The following is a 26,498-nucleotide window of genomic DNA, read 5'->3' as shown; positions in this document are numbered from 1 at the left end:
TCCGTTCCCAGATTCTTAGGCTTCTCGCTAGCGGGACGTCCTATCGCATCGTGAAGCCTGCTAATCTGCTACCAAGCACGCTACAACATACTCAGCCGACATGCAGCACGCCGCCAGCTCCAGATGCTAGATTTCAGCGCAGTTGTGGGGATAGGAGTCGGCAGATCGCGACCTTCGGGGGAAGGGACATGACGGAGTGGCGTCATGTACGCCGCCGGGTCGCCGACTGCCACCTGGCAGACGGGCTGCTGGCGCCGACTACACAGGGTGAGCGATACAGATGACCACTGACCAGGGGCCCATCGTCCAGAGCGCGCTGCTGCGCACCGAGCTCGTGCGCCTCCGAAAAGAGAAGGGGATGACACAGGAGCAGGTCGCGAACCGCCTGGAATGGTCCCCGTCGAAGCTCATCAGGGTCGAGGGCGGCAAGAACACGATCACCCGCACCGATCTTCAGGCGCTGCTCACGGTGTACGACGTCGTGTCGGAGAGCCGCCAGGAGCGGCTCCAGTCGTGGGCGCGCGGCGCGCGCGAGCCCGCCTGGTGGAACGCCTACCGGGGCGAGTTCGACGAAACCTTCCTCACCTATGTCGGGTACACCGCCGGAGCGGCCTACATCCGGCACTTCCACGGGACGCTCGTCCCCGGCATGTTGCAGACGGAGGAGTACGCCCAGGTCCTGTACACCGGCGTCGTCTCCCCGCAGCAGCAGGCGTTCGGAGTGAAGCTGCGCATGCAGCGGCAGCGTGAGCTGGCCAAGCGCGACGATCCGCCCCGCCAGAACTACATCATCGACGAGGCCGTGATCCGCCGCCATGTCGGCGTGAAGGTCGATCCCGCGATCATGCCGAACCAGCTCCGCCACATCGCCGAGTCCGCCGAGGCCGACGAGCTGCTGACCGTCCGCGTCATCCCTTTCAGCGCGGGCGCGCATCTCGGCATCTTCGGGCCGTTCTCGCTGCTGGAGTTCGAGGGCGGGCTCAGCGACGTCCTCTACCTGGAGGGGCGGGCCAGCGCGAGCGTGATGGTCACCGGCGAGGACACCCGGATCGCCGAGTACCGCGACAACTTCGAGACCCTGCTGGACGAGGCGCTCACCCCGGAGAAGTCGATCGCTCTGATCCGGCAGGCGGCCGAGGAGCTGATGGACTGACCGAACGCCCGACTTCCCTATCCGCTCCCGCGCAGAACGGAGGTGACGGCCGCACCGGCGACCCCCAAGGCGAGTGGCCTTCATAGCACACAGAGTGATCTTGTGTTCCCGTGTAGGCGGAATAACTGGAACCGTTTACACTCGTGATCGGGAAATTTTCCACAAGGTCGTGGTTTGTTGTGCCCTGCTTGGCTCGCGTCGGGCGGGTGTTCTTGCCCGATCGGTGGCGAGACGGCACCCGCCGGCAATGGATGGAGGGTTGCTGGATGGTGTATCGGCCGGATCAGGGGAGGACGCTGAACTGGCGCAAGGCCAGTGCGAGCGGCGAGGGGCAAGATTGCGTCGAAGTCGCCGCGGCCGGGCCCTCGGTGCTGGTCCGCGACTCCCACGACCACGCGGCGGGTCTGCTCTCGCTCAATTCCACGCAGTGGCGCGCGCTGGTGCGCGTCATCCGGAGCGGAGAGTTGGACGGCCGCTGAGTCATGGGACTCAAACTCCCCACTTTTCTCGGAAATTGTCGGGCGCCACAATGAAGTGAAGCATTTCCGGTGATTGTTGCCAGGCACCGTCCCGCGCGGAAGGCGCGCATCGCCCACCCCGGTACGGTGCCCCGCACCCGCCGCCCCCCGCCCCCTCAGGCGACGACGACGCAACGCGGAACCGCGCCGCGGCGCCCCACCGCGGCGGGGCGGCGCGGCGGGTGGTGCGGGGTTGGTGTTGGTGGTGGTGTCGTGTGGGGCGTCTTGGCCGGGCGGTCCTAACCTTGAGGGTGTGGCCGAACTCGCTCGGCGGCTGGAGGCCGCGCTTCCCGGGGTCTTCCGTACCGGACTGACCGTCCGGACCGCCTATTCGTCGGACGCGTCGGTCTACCGGTGCGTCCCGCTCGCCGTCGCCGAGCCGCGCACCGCCGCGGAGCTGGGCCGGGTGCTGGAGCTGGCCGAGGACGAGGGCCTGCCCGTGACCATGCGCGGCGGCGGGACGTCGATCGCGGGGAACTCCGTCGGCACCGGGATCGTGGTCGACACCTCGCGGCACCTGCGACGCGTCCTGTCGATCGACCCGGACGCGCGGACGGCCGTCGTCGAGCCCGGCGTGGTGCTGGACGACCTGCGCGCCGAGGCCGCCCGGTACGGGCTCACGTTCGGGCCCGACCCGTCCAGCCACTCGCGCTGCACGCTCGGCGGGATGATCGGCAACAACGCGTGCGGGTCGCACAGCGTGGCCTGGGGGATCACGTCCGGGAACGTCGAGGCGCTGCGGGTGCTGCTCCCCGGCGGACGGGAGGTCGGGGCCGAGCGCGGCACGTCCGGGGACGCGGCGATCGACGCCGAGCTGCGGCGGCTCCGCGACGCGCACCTCGGCGCGATCCGCACCGAGCTCGGCAGGTTCAGCCGCCAGGTCTCCGGTTACGGTCTGCATCATCTGCTGCCCGAGAACGGGTTCGACGTCGCGAAGGCTCTGGTCGGCGCGGAGGGGACGTGCGGGATCGTCACGGAGGCGACGGTCCGGCTCGTCCCGGTTCCGAAGGCGCGCGCGCTGGCCGTGCTGGGGTTCCCTGACGTCTTCGTGGCCGCCGAGGTGGCGCCGTTCGTTGCGCGGTCGGGGGCGCTGACCGTCGAGGGGATGGCCGCCGACCTGCTCATCGCGCTGCGTGACCAGCCCGGCCGCGCCGACGCGGGCTCCGACCTCCCGCCGGGTGGCGGCTGGCTCTACTGCGAGGTCGGCGGGGACACGATCGGTGAGGCGCAGGACGCGGCGCGGGCGCTCGCCGAGGCCGTCCAGGAGCGGGTTCCGGGGACGACGGCGGTCGTCGTCGGCGAACCGGCGCGGATGCGGGCGCTGTGGTGGATCCGCGAGGCCGGGTCGGGGATCGTGACGCGGCTCCCGGACGGCAGCGAGGCGTGGCCCGGCTGGGAGGACTCCGCCGTCCCGCCCGAGCGGCTCGCCGGTTACCTGCGCGAACTCTACGGTTTGATGCGCGGGCACGGGTTGCGCGGTGTCCCGTACGGGCATTTCGGTGAGGGCTGCCTGCACCTGCGCGTCGACTTCGACCTGGAGGAGCCGCGCGGCGTCGCGGGCTACCGCGCGTTCGCCGAGGACGCGGCGCGCCTCGTCGTGTCCCACGGCGGGACGGTGTCGGGCGAGCACGGTGACGGCCGCGCCCGCTCGGAGCTGCTCGCCGCGATGTACTCCTCCGGCCTGCTGGACGCGTTCGCCGCGTTCAAGGCCGTGTTCGACCCGGGCCGCCGGCTCAACCCCGGTGTGATCGTCGATCCCGCCCCGCTGGACGCCGACCTGCGCCCCGGCCCCGGACGCGACGCCCTGAAGATCACGCCCGTGCACGCGCTGACCCGCGACCACGGCTCGTTCGCCGCCGCCGTCCACCGCTGCGTGGGCGTCGGCGCCTGCCGCAACCTCGACACGGGGGCGATGTGCCCGTCCTTCAAGGCGACCCGGGACGAGGTGCACTCCACGCGGGGCCGGGCGCGCGTCCTCGCGGAGATGCTGCGCGGCGAGTCGCTGCCGGACGGATGGCGCTCGCGTGAGGCGCACGACGCGCTGGACCTGTGCCTGTCGTGCAAGGCGTGCGCGAGCGAGTGCCCGGTGAACGTCGACATGGCGACGTACAAGGCCGAGTTCCTGCATCGGTACTACGCGCGGCGGCGGCGTCCGATGGCGCATTACTCGATGGGCTGGCTGCCGCTGTGGTCGCGCGCCGTCACCGCCGTCCCCGGCACGGCCCGCCTGGTCAACGCCGCGCTGTCGCGCGGACGGGTCGCCCGGGTGGTCAAGCGGGCGGCGGGCGTCGAGCCGCGCCGCCAGATGATCCGGTTCGCGGAGCGGACGCTGCGCGACTGGTTCCGCGCGAGGCCGCCGGCCGGGCGCGGGCGGACGGTCGTCCTGTGGCCCGACACGTTCACCGAGTACCACGCGCCCGAGGCCGGACGGGACGCCGTCGAGGTGCTGGAGGCGCTCGGGTACCGGGTGCTGATCCCGCCGGGCCGCGTCTGCTGCGGCCTGACCTGGCACTCGACGGGGCAGCTCGGGGTCGCCAAGCGCGTCCTGCGGCGCTCGCTGGACGTGCTGGCGCCCGCGCTCGACGCCGGGCTGCCGGTCGTCGGGCTGGAGCCGTCCTGCACGGTGATGCTGCGGAACGAGGCGCCCGAGCTGTTCCCGGACGACCCGCGCGCGCGGCGCCTCGCGGACGCCACGGTCACGCTCGCCGAGCTGGTCGCGGAACACGAGGGCGACTGGCCGTTCGGGACGCTGGACGCCCGCGCGATCGCGCAGGTGCACTGCCACCAGGACGCCAAGGGCTCCTACGCGCCCGACCTCGCCGTCCTGCGGCGCCTCGGCGTGGACACCGACGTCATCGGGTCCGGCTGCTGCGGTCTCGCCGGGAACTTCGGGTTCGAGCCCGGCCACTGGGAGGTCTCGCAGAGCTGCGCCGAACGCGAGCTGTACCCGAAGGTGCGCGCCGCCGACGGCGAGCTGGTCCTCGCCGACGGCTTCTCCTGCCGGACGCAGGTCGCCCAGGGCACCGGCCGCGAGGCCCTGCACCTGGCGCAGCTCCTCCGCCGCGCCCTGCCGTGAAAGCGGGCGCTGCCACAAAACTGTGGCCCTGGCGCGGTGGGACCTCGACCCTGAGGTCACCCTGAGCCGACCCTGGTCCTTCCCTGGGCGGCCTTACGAGGCCCCTCGCACCGCCCTAACTTGATCTCTCGGGCGGCGCCCGCCGGAAGGCGGACCTGAGTGAGGGGACCACATATATGCAGCGTGCGGTGATGATGGCGGCGAGCCTGGCGCTCGTCGCGGCGGCCGTGCCGGTGATGTCGCAACCGGCGCGGGCGCAGTCCATCGCGTGGACGGAATGCGGCGACGACGGCAAGGCGGAGTGCGCGACGCTGCGGCTGCCGGTCGACTGGGCGCGGCCGGACGGCCCGTCCTTCGGCCTCGCCATCGCGCGCCGCAAGGCCAAGGACCCGGACGCGCGCGTCGGCACGCTCGTGTTCGGCCCCGGCGGGCCCGGCGACTCGGGCGTCCAGCGCGTCACGAGGCTCAAGGGCGGCATCGACCGGTTCAGCGAGCGGCTCCAGAACCGCTTCGACATCGTCAGCTTCGACCCGCGCGGCATCGGCGCCAGCAACCCGGTGACGTGCTCGGCGGAACTCCTGGCGGCGCGTCCGTCCCCGGTCATGAAGAGCCGGAAGGAGTTCGACGCGACGCTCGCCTACAACAAGCGCCTGCGGGACGACTGCCGCACGCGGACGGGCCCCCTCTACGACCACGCCGATACGCTCAGCACCGTCCGGGACGTGGACGCCATACGCGCCGCGCTGGGCGAGACCCGGCTGAACTTCCACGGCAGCTCCTACGGGACGCTGCTGGGGGAGATGTACGCCGAGACGTTCCCGAAGCGGTTCCGGACGATGGTCCTGGAGAGCGTCGACGACCACAGCCTCCGCGACACCCGGCGGTTCGTGAACTCCGAGGTGGCGGCGGCCCAGGACTCCTTCGACCAGTTCGCGGCCTGGTGCGACAGGACGGAGGAGTGCGCGCTGCACGGCCGCGACGTCCGCGCCCTCTGGCGCGACCTCCGCGCGCGGGCGGCGCGCGGCAAGCTGCCGGATCCGCGGAACCCCGGCTCCGCGCTCCCGGAGTTCGACCTCGTCGTGCTCGCCTACAAGGCGTTCTACGGCCCCGACTGGGCGGACCTCGCGACGAGGCTCGCCGCGCTGGACGCGTCCAAGCCCGTCGCGACCCGAGGCGCGTCGCCCCAGACGTCGCCTCAGAGGTCGCTCCGGACGTCGCCCCGCACGACCGGGACGGCGACCGGCACGGACCCGTTCACCGCGCAGTTCTGCTCCGACTGGAGCCTGCCGGTGCGCGGGTACGCCGACTACGCGAAGATCATGCGAGGCGCCGAGAAGATCGCGCCGGACATGAGCCAGGCGCGTCCCGTCATGGCCGTCTCCGCCTGCCTCGGCTGGCCGGGCCCCGTCAAGAACCCGCAGCACAAGCTGCGTGTGAAGGGAAACGCGCCGATCCTGCTGGCGAACGCGGTGCACGACCCCGCCACGCCCTACTCCTGGGCGCGCACCGTCGCGCGGCAGCTCGGCAGGACGGCCACGCTCCTCACCTACGAGGGCTCCGGCCACGGCTCCTACAACCGCGGCCCGTGCATGCAGGACACGATCGACCACTACCTCGTCACCGGAGAGCGCCCCGCGCCCGGCACGACCTGCCCGGCGACCTGAGCAGGGTGAACTAGGCGGGCGTGATGTCGGCGGGGAGCAGGGTCGCCAGTTGCGCCTTGGTCAGTTCCTCGCCGCCGTTCGCGAGCTGCTCGGTGCGGCGGGCGTGCGCGGTGACCGCCGTCCGGAACAGCTTGTCCACCTCGCGGCCGTTGCCCTCCCGGAACCGGTCGCGCTCGGCCGCGAGGTGGCCGGCGAGGGCCGCGCGCGTCTCGTCCGGGACGAGGTAGTCGGCGCCCTCCGCCTTGCCCACGAAGATCGACACGAGGCCGTCCACGTCGTAGGGCTCGAACGTGAGCGTGCGCGCGAACCGGGACGCCAGGCCCGGGTTCGCCGCCAGGAACCCCTCCATCTCGGAGGTGTAGCCCGCCGCGACGACGATCACCTCGTCGCGGTGGTCCTCCATCAGCTTGACGAGGGTGTCGATGGCCTCCTGGCCGAAGTCGTGCCCGGTGCCGCCGGTGGACCGGGCCAGCGTGTACGCCTCGTCGATGAACAGGACCCCGCCGCGGGCCCGCTCGAAGACGTCCGCGGTCCGCTTCGCGGTGTGCCCGACGTACTGCCCGACCAGGTCGACGCGCGCCGTCTCGACCACCTGGCCCTGCGCGAGGACGCCGAGCGCCGCGAGCAGCTCCCCGTACAGGCGCGCGACGGTCGTCTTGCCCGTCCCGGGCGGGCCCGCGAAGATCAGGTGCCCGGTGAACGGCTCGGCCTCCAGCCCGGCCTCGCGGCGCCGCCGCGCCGAGGCGAGCAGGTCGAGCAGGTCGCCGATCTCCCGCTTGACGCCCGCCAGGCCCGTCATGCCGGTCAGCTTCGCCAGGACGTCGCGGACCTGCCCCGCGTCCCGCGCCTCGCCGAACCGCGCCGCCAGGCCCGTCTCGACGTCGAGGTCCTCGGCGAGCAGCAGGCTCAGCTCCTCGCTGGACGGCAGCTCGACCAGCTCGGCCAGCCGCTGCGCCTGCCGCTCGACCGCCGCCTCGAACACCCGCCGCGCCGCGCGCCCGTTGCCGAAGCTCGCGTCCCGCTTCACCGCGGTGAAGTGGTCGAGGACGGCGGTCCGCGCGTCGCCGGCGAGCCGGTAGCCGTCCTTGCCCGCCTGGAGCTCGACGATCTGGAGCAGCTCGGCGGGGGCGTAGTTCTCGAACTCGACCGTCCGGGATATCCGCGACTTCAGCCCCGGGTTCGCGCTGAGGAACTCGCGCATCTCCGCCGAGTACCCGGCCGCGATCACCACGACCTCGTCGCGGTGGTCCTCCATGAGCTTGACGAGGGTGTCGATGGCCTCCTGCCCGAAGTCGGTGCCGGTGGTCTCGCGGGCCAGCGCGTACGCCTCGTCCACGAACAGGACGCCGCCCTTCGCGCGCTCGAATGCGTCGGCCGTCTTCAGCGCCGTCCCGCCGACGTTCTCCGATACGAGGTCGCCGCGGCTGACCTCGACGACCTGGCCCTTCTCGACCACGCCGAGCGCCGCGAGGATCCGGCCGTACAGGCGCGCGACCGTCGTCTTGCCCGTCCCGGGCGGGCCCGCGAACACCATGTGCCGCCCGATCGTCGGGCCCGGCGGCAGGCCCGCGAGCCGCCGCTGCTCGGCGACCTTCTGGAGGTTGGTGAGCTTCCTGATCTCCCGCTTCACCCCGGCGAGGCCGATCATCGCGTCCAGCTCGGCGAGCAGTTCGTCGGCGGACGCCCGCTCGGGGGGCTTCGGGCCCGGCGCCGCCTTGGCGCCGCCCGCCTTCGCGTCCGCCTCCGCGGCCGCGCCCAGCGCCGTCTCCACGACCTTCGCGGTGACGACCTCCGGCTCGAAGTCGAGGATGTCCTCCCCGCCGTTCCGCTCGCTCGTCACCCCCGACATGTGGACGCGCGCCGTCCTCGCCATGACGAGGCCCGTGCCGGGGTTGTCGACGATCGCGCAGTCCCGCAGGGTCATCTCGCAGTCCGGGTCGGCGTTCGCGCCGATGTCCCCGCTGCCGGTCACGGTCACGCCGGTGAACGTCCCGCTGCCGCCCTCGACCGCCGCGACGCCGATCTCCGCCGCGTCCGCCACCCGCCCTCGGACGAACGTGCCGCGCCCCCGCTCGCCGACGAACACGCCGTGCTTGCCCGCGCCGAGGATCTCGCAGTCCTCGAAGTACCCGGTGCCCTCCTCGACGACCACGCCGGTCCGGCGCGGCGTCTGGAGCCGCAGCCGCCGCGCGGTCAGCGATCCGGCGGCGGTCACCCACACCGCCTCCATCGCCGCGTCGGTGATCAGGCAGTCCTCCGCGAGCGCCTTGCCCTTGTCCCGGACGACCAGCGAGCACGTCCCGCTGCCGTGGAACGCCGAGTTGCGGATCGCGGCGTCCGCGTGGTCGTCCACCAGGACCGCCGCCGACCCCGGCGCCGAGATCGTGCACTGCTCGATCAGCGGCTTGGACCCCTCGGTCACCCAGATCCCGCTGCCGGTCGCGCCCTCGATGCGGCAGCCCCGCACCGTCACCGCGCTGCCCTTGCGGATCGCCAGCGCGTTGCTCTGCGTCCCCGCGAGGTCGGTGGACTCGACGAGCCCGGACGAGGCCGAGTACACGACCGCGCCGTCCTGCACCCGGCAGCCCTTGAGCGCCAGCCGCCCGCCGTTCCACACGCTCACCGCGACCGTCCCGGCGCGGCTCACGAACTGGCACTGCTCGGCGAGGACGCTGCCCTTCGCCACGTCCAGCGCGTTGCCCTCATCGCTCCAGTTCCGGACGATCAGCCCCTGGAGTGTCACGTTCCCGGTGACCTCGATCGTCGCGTCCGTCGCGCCGTCGAGCGTGACCGACCCGGGGCCCGCGGCGGCCGTCAGCACGAAGTCGCCCGAGCTGCGGAAGCCCGTCGCCGGGTACTGCCCCGGCTCGATCATGATGTGCCGGCCCGGCGGGCTGTAGGGCGGCAGCGGGGCCTGGAGCGCGTCCAGGACCGTCCGGTACGCCCGGGGGGAGGTCTGAGAGACGACCAGACGCAGCAAACGAACCTCCTCGGCCACGGGCGGGGACCATCGTAATCGTGCCACCGCCCCTCGGTCGTCGGCGAGGCTTTACCGCCCCCGGATGGTGAGGGGAGGAGGACGACGCGGCGGTCGCCCCCGCGCGTCCACGCGTCGGCGGCAACCAGCAGGCGCACGTCGCCTTCTGGGACCAGCCCGTGGGCACCGGTTACAGCTGTTCCGACCTCGCCGAGTACGTCAAGGACGAGGACACGCTCAGCGAGATGTTCTGGGAGGGCCTCCAGAGGTCCTTCGCCGAACACGAGGCGTACGCGCGGTGCCCGCTCTCCATCGCCGGCCAGAGCCACGGCGGGAAGTACGTGCCGCACATCGCCTCGAAGATCGACGAGAAGAACCGGCAGAACGAGGGCCGGCACTCGACCTCCAGGGCATCGCCATCGGCAACGGCTGGATCAAACCCGAGCTGTCGCTGAAGATCCTGGTCGACTACGTGTACACGACCGGGTTCATCGGCATCGACCAGAAGGAGAGCCTGTACCGGGACTACGAGGACGTCCTGGACGCAGGCCCAAGGCGATCCGAAGGGGTTCGTCCGCGCGTACCGGAACCTGACGCAGGTCAGCCTGCCGGACTCCGGCCACCAGGCGCCCGCGTTCCAGCCCGAGATCTGCCGGGAGATGATCTACAACTGGGTCTTCGACCGCCCGTTCCACGGATACGACCCGCAGCAGCTGGCGAAGGAGCACAACGGCGAGGGCGGGCACAGGCGGTAGGCACGGCCTGGAGACGCCCGCGTGCCCGGGGACGGCTGGAGACGCCCGCCTGCCCGGGGACGGCTGGAGACGCCCGCGTGCCCGGGGACGGCTCAGCGGACGTTGTGCGGGCGGTACTGGACGCTGATCCTCGGGCCGAGCGCGCGGGCCGACTTCGGAATCGCGTGCTCCCAGGTCCGCTGGCAGCTTCCGCCCATCACGATGAGGTCGCCGTGCCCGAGTTCGCGGCGGATCGTCGGGCCGCCACCGCGCGGGCGCAGGAGCAGCGGACGCGGCGTCCCGACGGACAGGATCGCGATCATCGTGTCCTGCGTCGCGCCGCGTCCGAGCGTGTCGCCGTGCCAGGCGACGCTGTCGCGGCCGTCGCGGTACAGGCAGAGCCCGGCCGTGCTGAACGGCTCGCCCAGCTCCGGGGTGTAGTGCTCGTCGAGGGCGGCCTTCGCCTCGTCCAGGACGGGATCGGGCAGTGTGTCGCCCTCCCGGTAGAAGGCCAGCATGCGGGGGACGTCCACGACCCGGTCGTACATGCGGCGGCTCTCCGCCCGCCACGGGACGGCCGTGAGGAGCCGTTCGAAGAGCGCGTCGGCCCCCGGGACCCAGCCGGGCAGGACGTCGATCCAGGCGCCGTGGGCCAGCCGCGTCCGGCGGGCGGAGGTGAGGGGCCGCGGGCCTGTCTCGTCCGTGTCGTCCAGCAGCGAGCCTTGAAAAGCGCCTGTCATGCCCCCAATGTATCCGGCGGGTCAAACACGTGTTCGATCAGCCGTCCTCGATCGTGATGTCGAGCTCCGCCGCGAAACTGGCGAGCAGCCCCGGCGCGTCCATCGCCGACACGGTCACGCCGCGCATGCTCTGCACCCCCGCCACCCCGCGCAGATCGCAGCCGGAGAACCGCGCGCCCGTCATCGTCGCGCCGCTGAACTGCGCGCCGCCGAGTCGGCATTCCTGGAACCGGACCCCGCGCAGGTCGGCGTTCTGGAACGTCGCGCCCTCCAGGTTGCAGTCGCGGAACACGACCCGCTTGAACGTGCTGAACCGGAACCCGGCGAGGTCGGCGCGGCACGCCTCGTACACCACGTCCTGGAACGCGCAGTCGGTCAGCGCGGCGCCGGTCATCCGCGACCCGGTGACGGTCGCGTTGAACATCCGCGCGTTGGTGAGCCTCAGGTTCGCCAGGTCGCAGCGGTCGAACGCGGAGTCGGCGACCGTCGCCCGCTCCAGGACGGTCGCGGGGAGCCGCGTCCCGTCGAACACGCAGCGCTCGATCTCGACGTCCTGCGCGTCCCGTCCGGAGAGGTCCCGCGCGCCGAACCGCAGCTCGCGCAGGACCTCGTCGTCCACGAGATCGTGCTCGGGCCCGGCGGGCGCGGGCGCGGCCGGAAGCTTGGGACGCGCGGGCTCTTTGATGCGGGACGTCTTCGTCGGAGGCATGGAGGCGACCGTACTGAAATGTCAGAGCCGAGTCGTACTCTCGCAGCGTGACCGAGAGACTGCGGAGAGATGTGAAGGCGCTGGTGGGCGTGCGCGTGCTCAACCAGCTGGGCGCGTACGTCCTGCCGTTCCTCGCCGTCCTCGCGGGCCATGACCTGGCGGCCTGGGCGCTCGGCGTGTTCGGTGCCGCGGCGCTCGTCTCGCGCTGGTTGGGCGGCCTGCTCCTCGATCACCTGGCGCCCCGCTCGGTGATCGTCCTGGGCCTGACGGCGACCGGCGCCACCATGCTCCTGCTGGCCGGAGCCCGCGACCCCGGGTGGGTGCTGGCCGCCGTCGCACTGGTCGGGCTCGCCTTCGAGATCTACGAACCCGCCACGCAGGAGTCGCTGGCCCGGCTGACCGATCGTCACGCCCAGACCGACGTCTACGGATTCCTCGGGACGTCACTGGTCGCGTCCGGCGCGGTCGGCGGCCTGCTCGCCGCGCTCCTGCTGCCGCTCGGCGCCCGATGGCTCATCGTGGCGGACGGCCTGACCTGCCTCCTGGCCGCAGGCGTGGCCCTGGCGCTCCTCACCCCCGACCAGCCCACCCGAAGCCCTCCACGCCCGCCGACGACGAACCCACTTCCCTCCGCCTCGCGCATTCCCGGTCCCGAGACCCTTGCCGTGGAGACGCCCAGTTCAAACGCATCCGGCTTGGCGGCCTCCGACGCTTCGAAGGCCCCGTTTCCCAACCCCGGTTCCCCGGCATCCGGAAGGGAGGCGCCCGCCAGGGGCCACGCTGATCCTGAAACGACGACCACCCGGGTTCGCTTCTTCGGACGACGTGGCGTGACGGGGTGGCGACCGCCCGGCGCGCTGGTGCGGTTGACGGCGGCGGGGACGGCGTTCGCCTGCGGCTATCTCGCGGTGCTGATGTTCGTGCCGTTCGTCCTGCTCCAGCGCGGGGCTCCGGCGTGGCTGCCCGGCCTGACGCTGACCGGTGCCGCCCTGGTGGCGCCGCTGACGGGACGTCTGGGCCGCCACGCCCTGCGCGGCCTCGGGCACGAGCGCGTCCTGGTCATCGGGACGGTCGCCTTGGGCGTCCTCACGCTCGCCATGGCCGTCGGACGCTCCGTCCCGCTCATGGCGGCGGGCTACCTCGCGTGGGCGGCGGTCGACAGCGTCCTGCAAGGGCGCTGGCCCGCCCTGATCGCAGAGACGGCGCCGGAGGCCGACCGGCCGCGATGGTTCGCCTTCCACGGCTCCTCCTGGGGGATCGCCCAGCCCGCCGTCCCGGGGCTGGTCGCGCTGACCGGGGGAGCGATGGTCACGGCCGGCGCGGCGTGCCTCCTGGTCCCGCTCCTGCTGGCGCTGCCCCGGCGGCGACACGGGCGACGGCCCGGAACCGGCCGGATCAGCGGCGGAAGATCACCGCCAGCACGCGGAGGGCGAGCACCGAGCAGACGACGAGGAGGCAGTAGCCGAAGAACTCGTACAGGGTCACCTCGCCGGTCATGGGCGGGCCGTCGCCGAGGCCGAGCAGCATCACCGCCATGATCCCCGCCGTCGAGGCGAGGAACGTGATGAGCACCTGCTGGAGGAGGCCGGTGACCGTCCGGCGGTCCCGTTCGTCGCTGAACAGGCGGATGTTCAGGGTCAGCCGTCCGGCCTCGGCGGCCGCGGCGATGCGGTCCAGACGGCGGGGGAGGCGGCGCAGCATCGGCAGCAGCGCGGTCAGCTCGTCCGCGGCGGCGTCCCGCACCGACTCGGGGTGCATCTGCTCCCGCAGGTAGGTCTCGCCGAACGTTTGTGCCTCGGTGACGATGCTCAAGCCCGGCGCCAGCTCGGTGAGGCCGCCCTCCAGCGTCGCGAGCGCCCGGAATACCGCCGCGATCTCCGCCGGGACCGCCAGGTCGTACCGCGCGACCAGGCGGAACAGCTCGGTGAACATCGCCATGCCCGGGGTCGTGCCGGCGCCGAGGTGGCGGGTCATGAACGCGCCGAGCGCGCGGACGAGGCCCTGCTCGTCCAGCTCGTCCGGGCGGGCGACGACCTCCAGGAACGCGTCGGCCACCGCGACCGGGTCGGCGCGGTTCATCGCGAGCAGCATCCGCCGCAGCGCGGCGCGCAGCTCGGAGTCCAGGCGTCCGACGGAGCCGAAGTCGATCAGGCCGAGGCGCCCGTCGTCCAGCAGCAGGACATTGCCCGGATGCGGATCGGCGTGGAAGATCCCGTCCAAGACGATCTGGCGCAGCAGCGTGTCGAGCAGCACGCGCGCCAGCGCCTTCCGGTCGAGCCCGCGCGCGTCGATCGACGGGCCCGCCTTGCTCAGCGCGACCCCGGGCAGCCGCTGCATCACCAGCACGCGCCCGGTGCACAGGTCCGCGTGCGGGCGCGGGAGGAGGACGTCCGACCCGCGCGCCGTCGCGGCCGCCGCCACCGAGGCCATGTTGCCCGCCTCGACCCGGAAGTCCAGTTCCTCGCGCAACGCGGCCGCGAACCCCTCGGCGAGGTCCACCACGCCCATCGAGCGCGCCCACCCGGCGCGGGCCCGCAACGTGCGGGCCAGCCGTCCGACGATGTCAAGGTCCCGTTCCACGACCGCGCGGACGTCCGGCCGCTGGATCTTCACGACGACCTCCTCCCCGGACCGCAGCCTCGCCGTGTGCACCTGCGCGACCGACGCGGCGGCCAGCGGAACCCGGTCGAAAGCGGCGAAGACGTCCTCGGGCGGCGCGCCCAACTCCTCCCGGACCACCCGCTCGATCTCCGGCCACGGGACGGGCGCGGCACGGTCCTGGAGCCGCCCGAGTTCCGCGACGAACTCCGGCGGCAGGACGTCCCGCCGCGTCGACAGCACCTGGCCGAGCTTGACGAACACCACGCCGCCCTCCTCCAGCGCCGAGGTCAGCGACCGCGCGAGCCGCTCCCGCCCCGCCCGCGTGCTCGGCCCGCGCCGCGCCCGTCCCCGCAGGTAGGGGCCGAGCCCGCGACGCAGCAGCACGAACGTGATCTGCCGGTACCGCCGCGCCCGCGCGATCCGCGACCGCACGCCCCGGGTCCACAGCAGCGGCGACGGGACGGACCCGGTCGGGACGAACGCCTCCCACAGCACCAGGACGGTCATCGACACGAGCAGCGCGCACGCGAGCCCCAGCATGACGAACCACGCGATCGCGGTCAGCTCCCGGCGCGCGTCCAGCCCGCCGACGAGCGCGCCGATGATCGGGCTCGCCGCGGCCTGCCCCATGACCCCGGCGACGACCGTCCGGAACAGCGAGAAACGCGCGTCCAGCAACCGCCGCGCGCCGTAGGCCATGATCAGTGTGTTGAGCAGCAGGCCCCCGGCGAACGCGATCGCGGCCGAGAAACCCCAGGTCGATGAAGTCACGCGGCGAGCCTAGGAACGTCCGCGCGCCACGAACTCCCCCATCCGAGGGACAACGTCCCCCACCAGAACGAGCCGACCCTCCGACCGGCCCGACGAACACGGCATGCCCCCACCGCTGCGGAAGCCGCCACCGCCGCCGCTGCCGCCACCGCCGATGCGGGCGCCGATGCGGGTGCCGATGCGGGTGCCGATGCGGGCGCGGGTGCGGGCGCCGCCGGTGGGCCGCGTGGTCCGCTCAGGGAGCGGTGCGCTGGTGGTCTCGGTGGGAAACGCTGTTGTCCACTTCGAGATCGAGGGCAGGGACGGCGAGGCCGCCCAGAGGTTCTACTCCGACATGGTCGGCTGGCTGATCAGCGCGGACAATCCAGCGCTACGGGCTGGTGTCAGGTGAGGAGGACGTCAGGGCCGAGCGTGGGAATCGGCGGCGCCGTGTTCGAGGTCCCGGAGACCCCGTCGTCCTCCTGGCGCGGACCGACCCGCGCCGAGGGCTGCCGGGGCCACGTCACGATCTTCGTGGAGGTCGACGACGTCGAGACCGCGTCGGCGCAGGCCGAGCGCCAGGCCCGGACGTGGTGAGGGGCGGCCTGACCATGGGCAAGTTCAACGACCCAGAGGGCCATCTCATCGGCCTCATCAGCACCGCCACCGCCTCGCCCGTGATCCTCGGCGGGTCAGAGGTCGGAGAGGAGGTCCTTGAGGAAGGCGGCGGTGCGGGCCGGGTGGCAGGCGCGGCCGGTGACCAGGTCCATGATCTCCTGGTAGCGGGCGGCCTCATGGCCCTCGGGGTAGCGCGCTCCGGTGAGTTGTTCGAGGTAGACGACGTCGTGCAGGTCGTGGTGGGCGAAGCGGACGACCGTGATCGGGCCGCCGAGCGCGACGTGGCCGCCCGCCGCGAACGGCAGGATGCGCACGTTCACGTTGTCCATGCCCTCCGAGACCGCGATGAGGTGTTCGATCTGGCCGCGCATCGTGGCGGGCCCGCCGATCGGGCGGCGCAGGGCCGCCTCGTCGATCACCGCCCGCAGCTGCGCGGGACGGTCGGGGCGGCGCAGGATCTCCTGCCGGGCCATCCGGACGGAGAGGCGCCGGTCGACGCCCTCCTGGTGCTCCAGGCCGATGACCGCCTGTGCGTACTCGCGGGTCTGGAGCAGGCCGGGGATGTACTGGACCTCGTAGCAGTGGATCGAGGACGCCGACTGCTCCAGCCCGAGGTACTGCTCGAACCAGTTCGGCACGACGTCGCCGAAGGACTGCCACCAGCCGGGCCGCCGCGCCTGCCGGACGAGGTCGAGCAGCCCCTCGCGCTCGCCCGCGTCGTGTACGCCGTAGAGGTCGAGGAGGTCGTGGACGTCCCGGGGCTTGAAGGCGTGCCGGCCGAGTTCCAGCCTGCTCATCTTGGACGCCGAGCCGCGGATCGCCGCGCCCGCCTGGGCGCGCCCGATGCCCTTCTCCTCCCGCAGGCGCCGCAGCCGGGCGCCGATCTGCATGCGCATCGCGGTCGGCGCGGCCTGCCGATTGTCCAGCACAAGATCTCCAGGTCTCGTTTCTGACAACCCTGGGAGCTTCTCACAGTCAATGGCGGGCGCGCAGGGAACCGCCGGACAGAGATATGTAACTCATTTCGCCCTTCAGGACCGCTCCAAAATGGCGTTCTAACGGGGCGGAACGAGAAGGTCCAGATCGGCGCGGGTGACGCGCGCGCTTTCGGCGAGCCGGTCACGGTCGGTGCCCGCCGCGCCGACCAGTTCGACCGCCCTGGTCAGCATCGTGGGCCGTTCGAGCGCTCTGACGCCGCCCGGTTCCTGGCGCCGCCAGCCGCGTGCGCTCATCGTGCTCATCGCGTTCCGGTACGCGTTCTCCTTCATGATCCCGAGCGTGCGGGAGCGGTAAAGGAGCGCGGCCATGCTGACGCCCCATACCCGCTTCAACTCGGCGAGCCGGTCCCAGTCGGCGGTTCCCGGCAATTGCTCGGAGATTCCCTCTTCGGGCATCAGGAATTCCGCCGCGAAACGGTTCGCCTGATCTTCGACGATCCGTTCACCGGGTTCGGCGTCGGCGTGCATCACCAGGTGGCCCAGCTCGTGCGCGCCGTCGAAGCGGTTGCGCCAGTAGTCGCCTTTCGCCGGGTTGAAGAACACCATCGGGCGGGGGTGGATCCCGACGCTGAAGGCGTCCACCCGCTCCGCCGCGTCCGGCAGGACGAGGACGATCACGCCGTGCGCCTCCAGCAGCCGCACCACGTGCGCGACCGGGCCCGGTTCGCCGAGCAGCGCCTTCCTGGTGACCTTCGCCGCCTCCACCGGGCCGCTGCCGGCGATCTCGTCGGGCGGGACGGAGTACTCGGGCAGGTCGACGGCCGGGAAGTCGACGGCGTGCTCCAGCGCGGCGACGACGTCGGTCGCGATGCGGCCGTAGGCGAGCGCCTGGTCGCGCTCGATCTGCGACGTCGACCGCAGCGACCGGAAGTGCGCGCCGTCCATCGAGACCGGGCTCCGGCCCGGCCGGAAGAACTCGACCGGGACGCCGAGCGCGATCGCCAGCCGCGCGAGCGTCGCGTCCGGCGGGCGGTGGACGCCCGCCTCGTACTGCCCGATCGCCTTCGGCGTGGTCCCGACGCGCTGCGCGAGCTGGTTCTTGCGCAGCCCCCTGAGCCGCCGGGCCAGCGTCAGCCGCTCGCAGTCGAACGGCGGCCCGGCGGCCCGCCGGGCCATCCGTTCATCGTCCACTAGGCCGTTTCAGTGCTCGTCTCTTCCCGGAGCCGCATGGGCACATCGGCCGCATCGCTCCACAGCGGCAACGTCCGCTCGACGAGCTTACGACGTGGATCACGCCCCAGCGCCTCGTCACTCAGCTCCCGCACCCAGTGCCAGGCCGTCCCCCCGTCCGCGTTCCACCTGGGCCGCCCCAGGTAGAGCTCCATCTCCAGCGGCTCCTCGCTGGCGCTGTGGGCCAGCACCAGCGTCAGGACCCCGGGCGTGTCGCGGGCGATCCCGAGATCCAGCGCGAGCTGCGGGTCCTCCGCGTAGCCCTGCCGTGCCACGGCCTGCTTGGTCGGGCTGTCGCGGTCCCACCGGACCGCCCGCACGGCGCCGAACTCGTGCCGCTTCGTCAGCACCCGGTACGGGCCGTAGCGCCAGCCGGGCGACCCGTTCAGATCGTCCCGGACGACCCGCCCGTCGCCCTCGAAGACGCGGTCGATCTGCGATTCCAGCACGTCGAACGCCCCGACCCCGAACGAGCGCTCCTTGAACCCCGCGGCGCGGCTCAGCCCCCCGAAGACCGCCAGCGTGGCCTCGCGGTGCGCCTCCCGCACCGCGTGCAGGAACCCGGCGCCCCGCAGCTCCTCCCAGACATCCCGTTCCTCGTGCATCACCCCACGCTAACGGCCGCCACCGACATTTCCCGGCGCGACGGCTACGAGCAGCCCTCGAACTCGGGGACGGACGTCGTCATCTTCAGCTCGGAGGCGCCGAACCACTTGCTCAGGAGCCGCGCGGCGGTTCCGTCCTGGTACATGGTGGTGAGGGCCCGGTTCACGCCCTCGCACCCGTCGATGTCGCCCCTGCGCAGCCCGACGCCGTACCGCTCGTCGGTGAAGGGCGCGTTGATGATCTTCACACGGTCCCGGTAGCGGGCCGCGAACCCGGCCAGGACGAGGTCACCGGTCGACACCACGTCCACCTTGCCGGCGAGCAGCCTTCCGACGCACTCGCTGTAGGACGACGCGGGCACGAGCGTTGGGCGGATCCCCAGCCCGATCACCACCCGCTCAGTGGAGACCGAGCCGCTCGCCTGGCACATCCGCCGTCCGGCGAGGTCGCGCACCCCCCGGATCCTGTTCTCGGGCCGCCGGACCATGATGTCCTGGTGGGCGACATAGTACGGGCCACCGAAAGTGACGAGTTTCGCACGGTCGGGAGTAATCGAGTACGAGGCCAGCACAAGGTCGACCGTGTGCGCGTTCAGGAGCCGTTCCCGGTTGTCCGAGCGGACGGTCCGAAAGGTGATGTGCTTCGCGCCCATGTGCTCGGCGATGTAGGTTCCGACGTCGACCTCGAACCCGCGGTGGGAACCGCGTTCCATGAGCCCGAGCCCCGGCTGGTCGTCCTTGACGCCGACGACGATCGTGTCCTTGCTGGACACCGACGCGGTTGCCGCGGCGCATCCGGTGAGGCCCAGGCACGACAGCGCGACCGCCCAAACCAATCCACTGTTCACGCGCCATGGCTACCAACCCAAAGCGTCCCTGAGGTGAACGCCAGGAAACGTCGGAATTCACCGATCGCGACCGAACTCGGGGTCGCCCGGCCGTGCTTTCCGTGATGACGATCTACGACGCCGGGTGAACGTCAGGAAGCGCACGGGATAAAGTCGCAGATCAAGTGCCCTTCCTGGCCGAGGCGGCGCGGGTTCAGGCGCGCTTTTTGGAACGTGCGCTTTTCACCGGGACGGCCTTCCCCTCGGCCACGAGGCGTTCGTGCTGCTGCCAGCCCTGGAGCCATTTCCAGGCGGTGGCGAGGGCCGCCGTCATGGCCGCGACCATGAAGGTCGTGAGCTGCGTCTGGTCCAGCTCGGCGCCGGGGACGATCTCGGCGATCAGCCCGGCGAACCAGCCGGCCGCCACGGAGAAGACCGGGGTGAACAGGGCGACGAGGCGCCCGAGCCAGGAGGCCTCGGTCTCCGGCGTCACGCTTTCCACGGATTCTGACACGTGCAACACCTGTCCCTTTGGTCAGGGGGATTGGCCCGAAGGGTGCGGCGGTGTTCGGCCTCGGGGACCGGCGGAAGGCGACCGTCCGCATGGGCTCGACCACCACCGGTCACATTATCAGCCCGCATTGTCGCTAAGGTTCGGGTGAGGGGGTTCGGTGTTCGATTTCTTGTTGCTTCAGGCGTTGTGCGCGGTGCGTGATCATGGATCGCTGACCGGTGCGGCGGAGGCGCTGTACATAACGCCGTCCGCGGTTTCCCAGCGGATCGCGAAGTTGGAGCGGGAGACCGGTCAGCCGATGGTCGAGCGGGCCGGACGCGGCGTCGCGCTGACCGGCGCGGCCATGGTCCTCGTCGGATACGGCGAGCGCATTCTGTCGCTGGTCGACGAGGCCGAGGCCATCCTGGAGGGGCATCGCGGCACGGTCGCCGGGCGCCTTTCCGTCGCCGGTTTCTCCACCGCGGTGCGCGGATTGCTGCCGACCGCCCTCGGGGCCATGCGGGTGCGGTATCCGGATCTCGCGGTGGAGGTCTCGGAACTGGAACCGGGCACGGCGAGCACGCGCGTGGCACGCGGGGAACTGGACGTCGCGATCGTCCAGGACTGGTTCAACGCGCCGCTCGAACTGCCCGACGGACTGCTGAAGGCGCCCCTTCTGGACGACGTCGTCGACATCGCCCTGCCGGACTCGCACCGGCTCGCGGGATGCGCCGTCGTCGGGGTGGAGGAGTTGGCGGGCGAGGAATGGATCACCTGGCCCGTCGGCGCCGTCTGCCACGGGTGGCTGCTGCGGACGTTCGCCGAGCCGCGGGTGGTCCACACGGCCGCCGAGCACCCGACGCAGCTGGCGCTGGTCGCGGCGGGGCTCGGGGTGTGCGTCCTCCCGCGGCTCGGCAGGGACGAGGTGCCGCCGGGCGTCACCGTCGCCGAGGTGCGGCCGGTGCTCAGCCGGCACGTCTACGCGGTGTGGCGGCGGGAGGCGGCGCGGCGGCCCGCCATCGGCGCGATGGTCGAGGAGTTGGCCGCCGCCGCGGGCTACGGCGCGGCGATCTTGGAGAGGAACTGAAACTGGTCGTCGGTCAGTTCCAGGTCGGCCGAGGCGAGGTTCTCCTCCAGGTGGGCGATCGACGAGGTCCCCGGGATCGGCAGCATCGCCGGGGACCGCTGGAGCAGCCACGCGATGGAGACCTGCGCGGCCGTGGCGCCCGCTTCCTCGGCGACCCGGGCGACGGGTCCGCCGGGACGGGTCAGCTTCCCGGACGCGATCGGAATCCACGGGATGAACGCGATGCCCTCGCGCTCGCAATAGTCGAGGACGTCCTCGTGCTGGCGGCTCTCCAGGTTGTAGAGGTTCTGCACGCTGACGATGTCGACCACCTCCCGGGCCGCCTCGATCTCCGCCACGGAGACCTCGGAAAGGCCGATGTGGCGCACCTTGCCCTCGTCCTGGAGGCCCTTGAGCGCGCCGAACTGGTCGGCGGCCGGGACCTTCGGGTCGATGCGGTGCAACTGGTACAGGTCGATGCGTTCGACGCGCAGCCGCCGCAGGCTCAACTCCGCCTGCTGGCGCAGGTACTCGGGGCGTCCGAGCGGAACCCATTCGGACGCGCTGGGCCGGCTCTGCCCCGCCTTCGTGGCGATGAGCAGGTTCTCCGGATAGGGGTGCAGGGCCTCGGCGAGCAGTTCCTCGTTCGCCCCGAGCGCGTAGGAATCGGCGGTGTCGATGAAGGTGACGCCCAGTTCCACGGCGCGGCGCGCCACGGCGACGGCCCCGGGCCGGTCGGCCGGAGGGGCCCAGATCTGGGGGCCGGTGAGCTGCATGGCGCCGAAACCGAGCCTGCGGACGGGCAGGTCTCCGCCGATGGTGATGGTCAGGTCGTGCATCACGTCTCCTTTAACGGGTCACCCCATTCTCTCAAGCGGGACGGTCCGCTGGCGTGAGGGCTGCTTCACCGCACCTTTCGGTCTCGCTTAACCCCGGTGCGGACGGCGGCGTCCGGCCCCTCCGAAGGCCCGTTCGCGGCGGGGGAGGGACGTCTGCGGCGGGTGCCCGTGGGGTTGAATGGCGGCATGCCGAACCTCGTCCCCCCGGTCGTCCCACCCGGCTCTCTCGCCGCGTCCGCCCAGCCCGTCATCGACGCGGGCGACGGCCTGGTGCTGCGGCCGTGGACGCACCGGGACGCGCCCGTCCTCCTCGCGGCCAGGCAGGACCCGTCGATCCGCCGGTGGGGCGTGCGCAGCGTCGAGTCGGTCGAGGAGGCGGAGGAGATGATCACCGCCTGGGCGGACGGCTGGAAGACCGAGACGACCGCCGGGTGGGCGGTCGCGAGAGGCGAGGAGATTTTCGGGCATGCCGGGCTGCGGACGATGGACCTCAAGGAGGGCGTCGCCGAATGCGCCTACTGGGTGCGGCCGTTGGCGCGTGGGCAGGGCATAGCGCCCAAGGCGCTGCGCGCGCTGTCCGAATGGGCCCTCGGCGTCGCGGGGCTTCACCGCGTCGAGCTTTATCACTCCGTGGAGAACATGCCCTCATGCAGCGTCGCGATAAAAGGCGGCTATGCCCTGGAGGGAACCGCGCGCAGCTCGGTACTCCACGAGGACGGCTGGCACGACATGCACCTGCACGCGCGGGTGGCCGAGTAGCCGCCTCCGGGCTTTCAGGAACTGGGGCGACCGGCGATCAGATCGGCCAGGCGGGTGCCGAGGCGCTGGAACGGGCCGCGCAGCCGTTTGTCGCGCGCGGTGGCGCGGGCGAGTTTCCGCTCGCCGTAGCGGCGCCGCGCCCAAGGCGAGCCCGGACGGGCCAGCCGTATCGCGCCGACAATGGCCACGATGCCGATGAACAGTCCGATCAGGCCCGTCCACACCTTGCCCTTGACGAGCGCGACCAGCGTCACCAGGAGGTTGAACAGCAGGGTCAGGGCGATCGCCACCGCGGTGCCCTGCTCGTCCCCGATGCCGAGCGGGCGCAGCCCGAGCAGCGCCAGGCCGCACAGCGCGATGGCGATGAAGACGACCTGCACCGAAAGGCGCCCCTGCTCGCTCCAGTAGACGTCGTCGAGGTGGAGGACGAGCGCGAACTCGTCCAGGACCAGGGCCGTCCCGACGCCGAAGACGCCCGCCAGCACCCCGGCCAGGGCGGAGGTCTCGTCGGCGACCAGCAGCCCGCTGATGCCGCCCACGCACATGAACACCAGCCCGAAGACCACATGGTGGACGTGGTGGCCGCCCGGCGTGACATTGCCCGGCCACCACCGGGCCCCGCGCCGGATCATCCGCACGCTGAACCGGATGAAAAGGAACGCCGCGATGAAGGCCACCAGGAAGACGAACAGCCGCAGCCGGCCGCTGTCGACGATCTCCCGTGTGAACCAGGCGCCCATGGGCCCAATCATGCCCCGCCTCTCGCGCCCTCTATCCCGCCGGGCACGAAATAGCGCCCCGGGTCGCCGCCAATACCATCCGGCGGTAACTTGTTCGCCAAAAGACCGTGTTCGTTCCCGGCCTCGGACGGCCGCGCCGAATAATGGGTGACGGTTTCCGTGCGACGGCGTTCGACGTCTACTTTGCGCCGATAGCGGAAGTATTCGTTAGCGGACGAGCATAAGGGAGCTTTCGCCCCGCGGTTGCCCCGCGTCTCGCTCCGCGCCCTGGAGACGGAGAAGCGGCCGTGCCGACCCATCGCGACGCGCTGCGCCTGGCGGCGGCCACGGCATTGGCCGTCACCGTGGTGGTCGGCGCCGATGTGGCGCACTATCGCACCGCGCCCGAAAGGCGCCATGTCGCGGTTTCGTCCGGCGCCATCGTCCGGTACCAGAACAGCCTGCGCCGCACGCCGGGCGACTACCGGACGTGGGCGGCCCTCGGAGCCGCCTACATCGAACGGGCCGAGGCCACCGTCGATCCCGCCTTCTACCCGAAGGCGGAGGAGGCCCTTCGCCGGTCGCTGAGCATCAACGGCGGCGGCAACCGTCCGGCGACGGCCGCGATGGCGTCACTGGCCGATGCCCGGCACGAATACGCCGACGCCGTCGGCTGGGGTGAGCGGGGCGCCGCGATCGGCGCCGATGTCCAGGGCGTGCTCGCCGACGCCTACACCCAACTCGGCGCCCACCGGGCCGCCGGCGCGGCGATCGGCCGAATGGACGGCTCCGGTACCGCGTTCGCCGCCCGCGCCTCCCGCGAACGGGAGATGAGGGGCGACGACGCCGGGGCGCGGGCGATCGCGGAACGCGTCCTCGAAACGGCCGCCACCTCGTCGGACGTCGTGTGCGCCCGTTCCCGCCTCGGTGACATCGCCTTCCGATCCGGCGACCTGGACGCGGCCGACCGGCATTACCGGGCCGTGCTCGCCACCGATCCGGCGTTCGTTCCCGCCCGGCGCGGAAGGGCCAGGGTGCACGCGTTGCGCGGCGATCTGGAATCGGCGGCCGAGGGCTACCGCGACCTCGTCGCCCGCGTTCCGCGTCCACAAAATCTCATCGAGTACATCGAGGTCCTGAGAGCCGCCGGGCACCGGAGCGAGGCAGCCCGCCAGGACGGACTGCTGCGCGCGGAATGGCGGTCGCTCGCCGCCAACGGCGTCGTCGGCGACCTGGAGGCCGCCGAGTACGCCGCCGACTCCGGCGACGCGGCGGGCGCGCTCCGGCACGCACGGGCCGAATGGTCGCGCCGCCACGCCGTGACCGTCGCGGACGCGCTCGCCTGGGCCCTGCACCTCAACGGCCGCGACCGCCAAGCGCTCCGCTACGAGCGGCGGGCGATGCGCCTCGGCTGGCGCAACGCGCTGTTCTACCGGCACCGCGCCGATATCCGCGCGGCCTTGGGCGACCACGCCGCGTCCGCACGTGATCGTGCTGTCGCCCGCCGGATCAACCCTTACCTCGACCTCCGCTTCCCGGCGATCCTTCGCGCCTCTCTCGACCCTTTCGCCACATCCGCAACCGGGGACTCCTGAACCTCGATGATCACTATCGCGATTGGCGCGGGACAAAATCGGTGCGATCAAGGTTAGGGTGATCATGTAAGAAGGGACGGAACTCCCCGCAGGTGCGATCCTCCCGCAGGATCACTCCGTCCGGTTCTGCGCCCACTCCTCGACCTCCTGTCATCGCACAGAAGGGAAACCAGGTGAGGCGTTGGAGAACTACCCTGACCATCGGGGCCGCGCTCGCGGCGCTGCTCGTCGCCCCGCAGGCGGCGACGGCGTCCCCGGCGACCCCGGCCACCCGGGCGGAGCCCGGCGCGGCCGCCCGGCCACCGCTCCCCGGCTCCTCAGGGCCCCTGTTCACCCTCGGCCACAGCAAGATCAAAGCCAAACCGAAGCCCAAGGCCGCCGACCACACGGTCACCCTGCGCGGCGTCAACGTCGACGGAAACCCGGTCGCACCGCTCGCGAGCCTGGTCGATGCGACGACCGGCGCGGAGTTCGCGCTGGTCGAGGCCGGTGACACGCTCACCGGAAGCGTCCCGGACGGCGACTACAGCCTGACGGGCATCGTGCTCACCGGGCCCCGCGAGGCGCCCACCGACCTGGCGCTGTACGGCGACCCCACGCTCCAGGTGCACGCGGACGTCGACCTCCTGCTGGACGCGCGGACGGCGGCGGAGGTCAAGGCGGTCAGCCCGTCCGCGACCGCCGCGCGCGTCGTCAACCACGCCCAACTCGTCCAGACGATCGCGGGCCAGGAACTCGTCACGATCATCAGCGGCTATCCAGGGCTCAGCCTGCGCGCATGGCCGTCGGCCAATACCACCCGCCCCTACCATTTCCTGTATGCGGAAAGTCAGTCGGAACCGCTGACGACCCTTCCGTCCCCACGCGTCTACAACCTGGCGTTCCCGACGGCCGGTCATATTCCGTCCACGCTGACCTTCGCCGCGACGCCGGAAAGCCTCGCCCTGGTGAACACCACCTACAGCACGCAAGGGGTGCCATCGGTGACCCCTGGCCCGCATATCGACTACGCCGATTTCAACGGGATCGGCGCGGCACCCGGACTCCAGCACCCGGCCGGCGCGCCCAGTACCCAGCGCGTCTACTACACCGCGAACGGCGTGAAATGGAAGGGGCTGTACTTCTACTACTTGAACGGCGTCCAGGTGGTGGAGCAACAGACCGGGTTCCGCTCCTACACCGCCGGTACCACCTCTTCCGCGACATGGAACAAGGCGGCCTTCGGCCCGACCATGAAGGTCGGGCACGGCCAGGGGCTGCTTCTCGCCCGTCCGATGCTCGCCGACACCGGGCAGCTCGGCTACGAGAACTCCGCCGGCAACAATTCGCAGGGCACCACCGGCACGCTCACCCTTTTCCGCAATGGGCAGAAGTTCGGCGAGACCAGCACCAACCCCCTCGCCGGAGACTGGACGGTGCCCGCCGACAGCGCGCAGTACCGGCTCGACCTTTCCGCGACCCGCCAGGTCCCCTGGTCGAGATACGCCACGGGCATCAAGACGAGCTGGAGCTTCACGTCCACCGAACGGCCCGAGGACCCGTTCGAGCACCTGCGCGGCCTGCTCCAGCCGCGGATCACCGGTGGCTTCGACGCCAACGGCCGCGCGCCGTACGGCACCACGTTCCCGCTGGCGGTCGCCGTCGAGCGTCCCGAGGGCGGAACCGCCGTGACCTCGGTGTCGCTTGAGGTCTCCTTCAACGACGGCGCGACCTGGACCGCCGCGCCGCTGACCCCGGCCGGCACCGACCGCTGGACGGCCGGGATCGCCCATCCCGCCACCGGCAACGGCTACGCGGCCCTGAGGTTCAAGGCCGCCGACGGCTCCGGGAACGCGGTCCAGCAGACCGTTACCCGCGCCTACGGCCTGCGCTGACACCCTGAAGTCA

The 26,498-nt window shown here is 71.9% G+C and carries 21 protein-coding genes and 3 pseudogenes; 13 read left to right on the top strand and 11 right to left on the bottom strand.

The genetic code is table 11. The features are described from left to right. Positions 1–280: 280 nt before the first annotated feature. The 4 genes from GNZ18_RS02435 to GNZ18_RS02420 all read left to right on the top strand — a co-directional run bounded on the left by GNZ18_RS02435 (position 281) and on the right by GNZ18_RS02420 (position 6,411). A complete protein-coding gene (locus GNZ18_RS02435; protein WP_156214404.1) occupies positions 281–1,153 on the top strand; it encodes a helix-turn-helix domain-containing protein in 873 nt (290 codons plus the stop codon). Positions 1,154–1,419: 266 nt separating this feature from the next. Then, positions 1,420–1,632, top strand: a complete 213-nt coding sequence (locus GNZ18_RS02430; RefSeq protein ID WP_156214403.1) for a DUF397 domain-containing protein — start codon at positions 1,420–1,422, stop codon at positions 1,630–1,632. Between the two features lie 292 nt (positions 1,633–1,924). Further along, a complete protein-coding gene (locus tag GNZ18_RS02425; RefSeq protein WP_312874258.1) occupies positions 1,925–4,747 on the top strand; it encodes an FAD-binding and (Fe-S)-binding domain-containing protein in 2,823 nt (940 codons plus the stop codon). 176 nt (positions 4,748–4,923) lie between these two features. Then, a complete protein-coding gene (locus GNZ18_RS02420) occupies positions 4,924–6,411 on the top strand; it encodes an alpha/beta hydrolase (RefSeq protein ID WP_216651124.1) in 1,488 nt (495 codons plus the stop codon). A gap of 10 nt (positions 6,412–6,421) precedes the next feature. Here the strand turns inward: GNZ18_RS02420 and GNZ18_RS02415 are convergent, their stop codons facing one another. Then, entirely contained in the window at positions 6,422–9,391 is a 2,970-nt protein-coding gene (locus GNZ18_RS02415; protein WP_156214402.1) for an AAA family ATPase, read from the bottom strand. Between the two features lie 152 nt (positions 9,392–9,543). Here GNZ18_RS02415 and GNZ18_RS02410 point away from each other — a divergent pair. Together GNZ18_RS02410 and GNZ18_RS42975 are read left to right on the top strand one after the other, a co-directional pair. Further along, positions 9,544–9,843 (top strand): annotated as a pseudogene (locus tag GNZ18_RS02410) (S10 family serine carboxypeptidase-like protein); the annotation flags it as partial. Positions 9,844–9,891: 48 nt separating this feature from the next. Next, positions 9,892–10,143, top strand: a pseudogene (locus tag GNZ18_RS42975) (S10 family serine carboxypeptidase-like protein); the annotation flags it as partial. Between the two features lie 92 nt (positions 10,144–10,235). Here the strand turns inward: GNZ18_RS42975 and GNZ18_RS02400 are convergent. Next, positions 10,236–10,862, bottom strand: coding sequence for an alpha-ketoglutarate-dependent dioxygenase AlkB (locus GNZ18_RS02400; protein WP_156214399.1), 627 nt, complete (start codon positions 10,860–10,862; stop codon positions 10,236–10,238). A gap of 37 nt (positions 10,863–10,899) precedes the next feature. Then, positions 10,900–11,571 (bottom strand): pentapeptide repeat-containing protein, encoded by a 672-nt coding sequence (locus GNZ18_RS02395; protein WP_156214398.1) that lies wholly within the window; start codon positions 11,569–11,571, stop codon positions 10,900–10,902. A 47-nt stretch (positions 11,572–11,618) separates the two neighbouring features. Here GNZ18_RS02395 and GNZ18_RS41690 point away from each other — a divergent pair. Next, positions 11,619–12,581: pseudogene (locus GNZ18_RS41690) on the top strand (MFS transporter); the annotation flags it as partial. A 385-nt stretch (positions 12,582–12,966) separates the two neighbouring features. On the opposite strand, the gene GNZ18_RS02385 reads toward GNZ18_RS41690, so the two are convergent. Beyond that, on the bottom strand, positions 12,967–14,943 hold the full coding sequence (locus GNZ18_RS02385; protein WP_312874257.1) for an ABC1 kinase family protein: 1,977 nt from the start codon (positions 14,941–14,943) through the stop codon (positions 12,967–12,969). A gap of 103 nt (positions 14,944–15,046) precedes the next feature. Here GNZ18_RS02385 and GNZ18_RS02380 point away from each other — a divergent pair, with 103 nt between their 5' ends. Next, the gene (locus tag GNZ18_RS02380; protein ID WP_156214396.1) at positions 15,047–15,334 is read left to right on the top strand and encodes a hypothetical protein; all 288 of its coding nucleotides are present in this window, start codon (positions 15,047–15,049) and stop codon (positions 15,332–15,334) included. Between the two features lie 20 nt (positions 15,335–15,354). Then, positions 15,355–15,519, top strand: coding sequence for a hypothetical protein (locus tag GNZ18_RS02375; RefSeq protein ID WP_156214395.1), 165 nt, complete (start codon positions 15,355–15,357; stop codon positions 15,517–15,519). 95 nt (positions 15,520–15,614) lie between these two features. Here the strand turns inward: GNZ18_RS02375 and GNZ18_RS02370 are convergent, their stop codons facing one another. The 5 genes from GNZ18_RS02370 to GNZ18_RS02350 form a co-directional block, all read right to left on the bottom strand. Next, positions 15,615–16,469, bottom strand: coding sequence for a helix-turn-helix domain-containing protein (locus GNZ18_RS02370; protein WP_312874256.1), 855 nt, complete (start codon positions 16,467–16,469; stop codon positions 15,615–15,617). Between the two features lie 126 nt (positions 16,470–16,595). Beyond that, a complete protein-coding gene (locus GNZ18_RS02365) occupies positions 16,596–17,654 on the bottom strand; it encodes an ImmA/IrrE family metallo-endopeptidase (protein WP_156214394.1) in 1,059 nt (352 codons plus the stop codon). A 14-nt stretch (positions 17,655–17,668) separates the two neighbouring features. Beyond that, the gene (locus tag GNZ18_RS02360; protein WP_156214393.1) at positions 17,669–18,313 is read right to left on the bottom strand and encodes a hypothetical protein; all 645 of its coding nucleotides are present in this window, start codon (positions 18,311–18,313) and stop codon (positions 17,669–17,671) included. A gap of 44 nt (positions 18,314–18,357) precedes the next feature. Continuing rightward, a complete protein-coding gene (locus GNZ18_RS02355; protein WP_312874255.1) occupies positions 18,358–19,161 on the bottom strand; it encodes a glutamate ABC transporter substrate-binding protein in 804 nt (267 codons plus the stop codon). 193 nt (positions 19,162–19,354) lie between these two features. Further along, a complete protein-coding gene (locus tag GNZ18_RS02350; protein ID WP_156214392.1) occupies positions 19,355–19,654 on the bottom strand; it encodes a hypothetical protein in 300 nt (99 codons plus the stop codon). Positions 19,655–19,811: 157 nt separating this feature from the next. Between GNZ18_RS02350 and GNZ18_RS02345 the strand changes: the two genes are divergently transcribed. Further along, on the top strand, positions 19,812–20,720 hold the full coding sequence (locus GNZ18_RS02345; RefSeq protein WP_312874254.1) for a LysR family transcriptional regulator: 909 nt from the start codon (positions 19,812–19,814) through the stop codon (positions 20,718–20,720). On the opposite strand, the gene GNZ18_RS02340 is transcribed toward GNZ18_RS02345, so the two are convergent. Next, on the bottom strand, positions 20,690–21,538 hold the full coding sequence (locus tag GNZ18_RS02340; protein ID WP_156214391.1) for an aldo/keto reductase: 849 nt from the start codon (positions 21,536–21,538) through the stop codon (positions 20,690–20,692). The two genes, GNZ18_RS02345 and GNZ18_RS02340, sit on opposite strands and share 31 nt — an antisense overlap. A gap of 186 nt (positions 21,539–21,724) precedes the next feature. Between GNZ18_RS02340 and GNZ18_RS02335 the strand changes: the two genes are divergently transcribed. Beyond that, on the top strand, positions 21,725–22,297 hold the full coding sequence (locus tag GNZ18_RS02335) for a GNAT family N-acetyltransferase (protein WP_156214390.1): 573 nt from the start codon (positions 21,725–21,727) through the stop codon (positions 22,295–22,297). A 14-nt stretch (positions 22,298–22,311) separates the two neighbouring features. On the opposite strand, the gene GNZ18_RS02330 is transcribed toward GNZ18_RS02335, so the two are convergent. Further along, positions 22,312–23,037 (bottom strand): hypothetical protein, encoded by a 726-nt coding sequence (locus GNZ18_RS02330; RefSeq protein ID WP_156214389.1) that lies wholly within the window; start codon positions 23,035–23,037, stop codon positions 22,312–22,314. A gap of 287 nt (positions 23,038–23,324) precedes the next feature. Here GNZ18_RS02330 and GNZ18_RS02325 point away from each other — a divergent pair, with 287 nt between their 5' ends. Together GNZ18_RS02325 and GNZ18_RS02320 are read left to right on the top strand one after the other, a co-directional pair. Beyond that, positions 23,325–24,611 carry a tetratricopeptide repeat protein gene (locus GNZ18_RS02325; protein ID WP_156214388.1) on the top strand — a complete coding sequence of 429 codons (1,287 nt, stop codon included), beginning with the start codon at positions 23,325–23,327 and terminating at the stop codon, positions 24,609–24,611. Between the two features lie 173 nt (positions 24,612–24,784). Continuing rightward, a complete protein-coding gene (locus tag GNZ18_RS02320) occupies positions 24,785–26,485 on the top strand; it encodes a hypothetical protein (protein WP_156214387.1) in 1,701 nt (566 codons plus the stop codon). Positions 26,486–26,498 lie beyond the last annotated feature (13 nt).

This window comes from Actinomadura litoris (assembly GCF_009733595.1).
In the GTDB taxonomy this organism is placed as follows: domain Bacteria; phylum Actinomycetota; class Actinomycetes; order Streptosporangiales; family Streptosporangiaceae; genus Spirillospora; species Spirillospora litoris.
The sequence above is the reverse complement of the archived record's forward strand: the minus strand, read 5'-3'. Positions and strand labels throughout refer to the sequence as shown.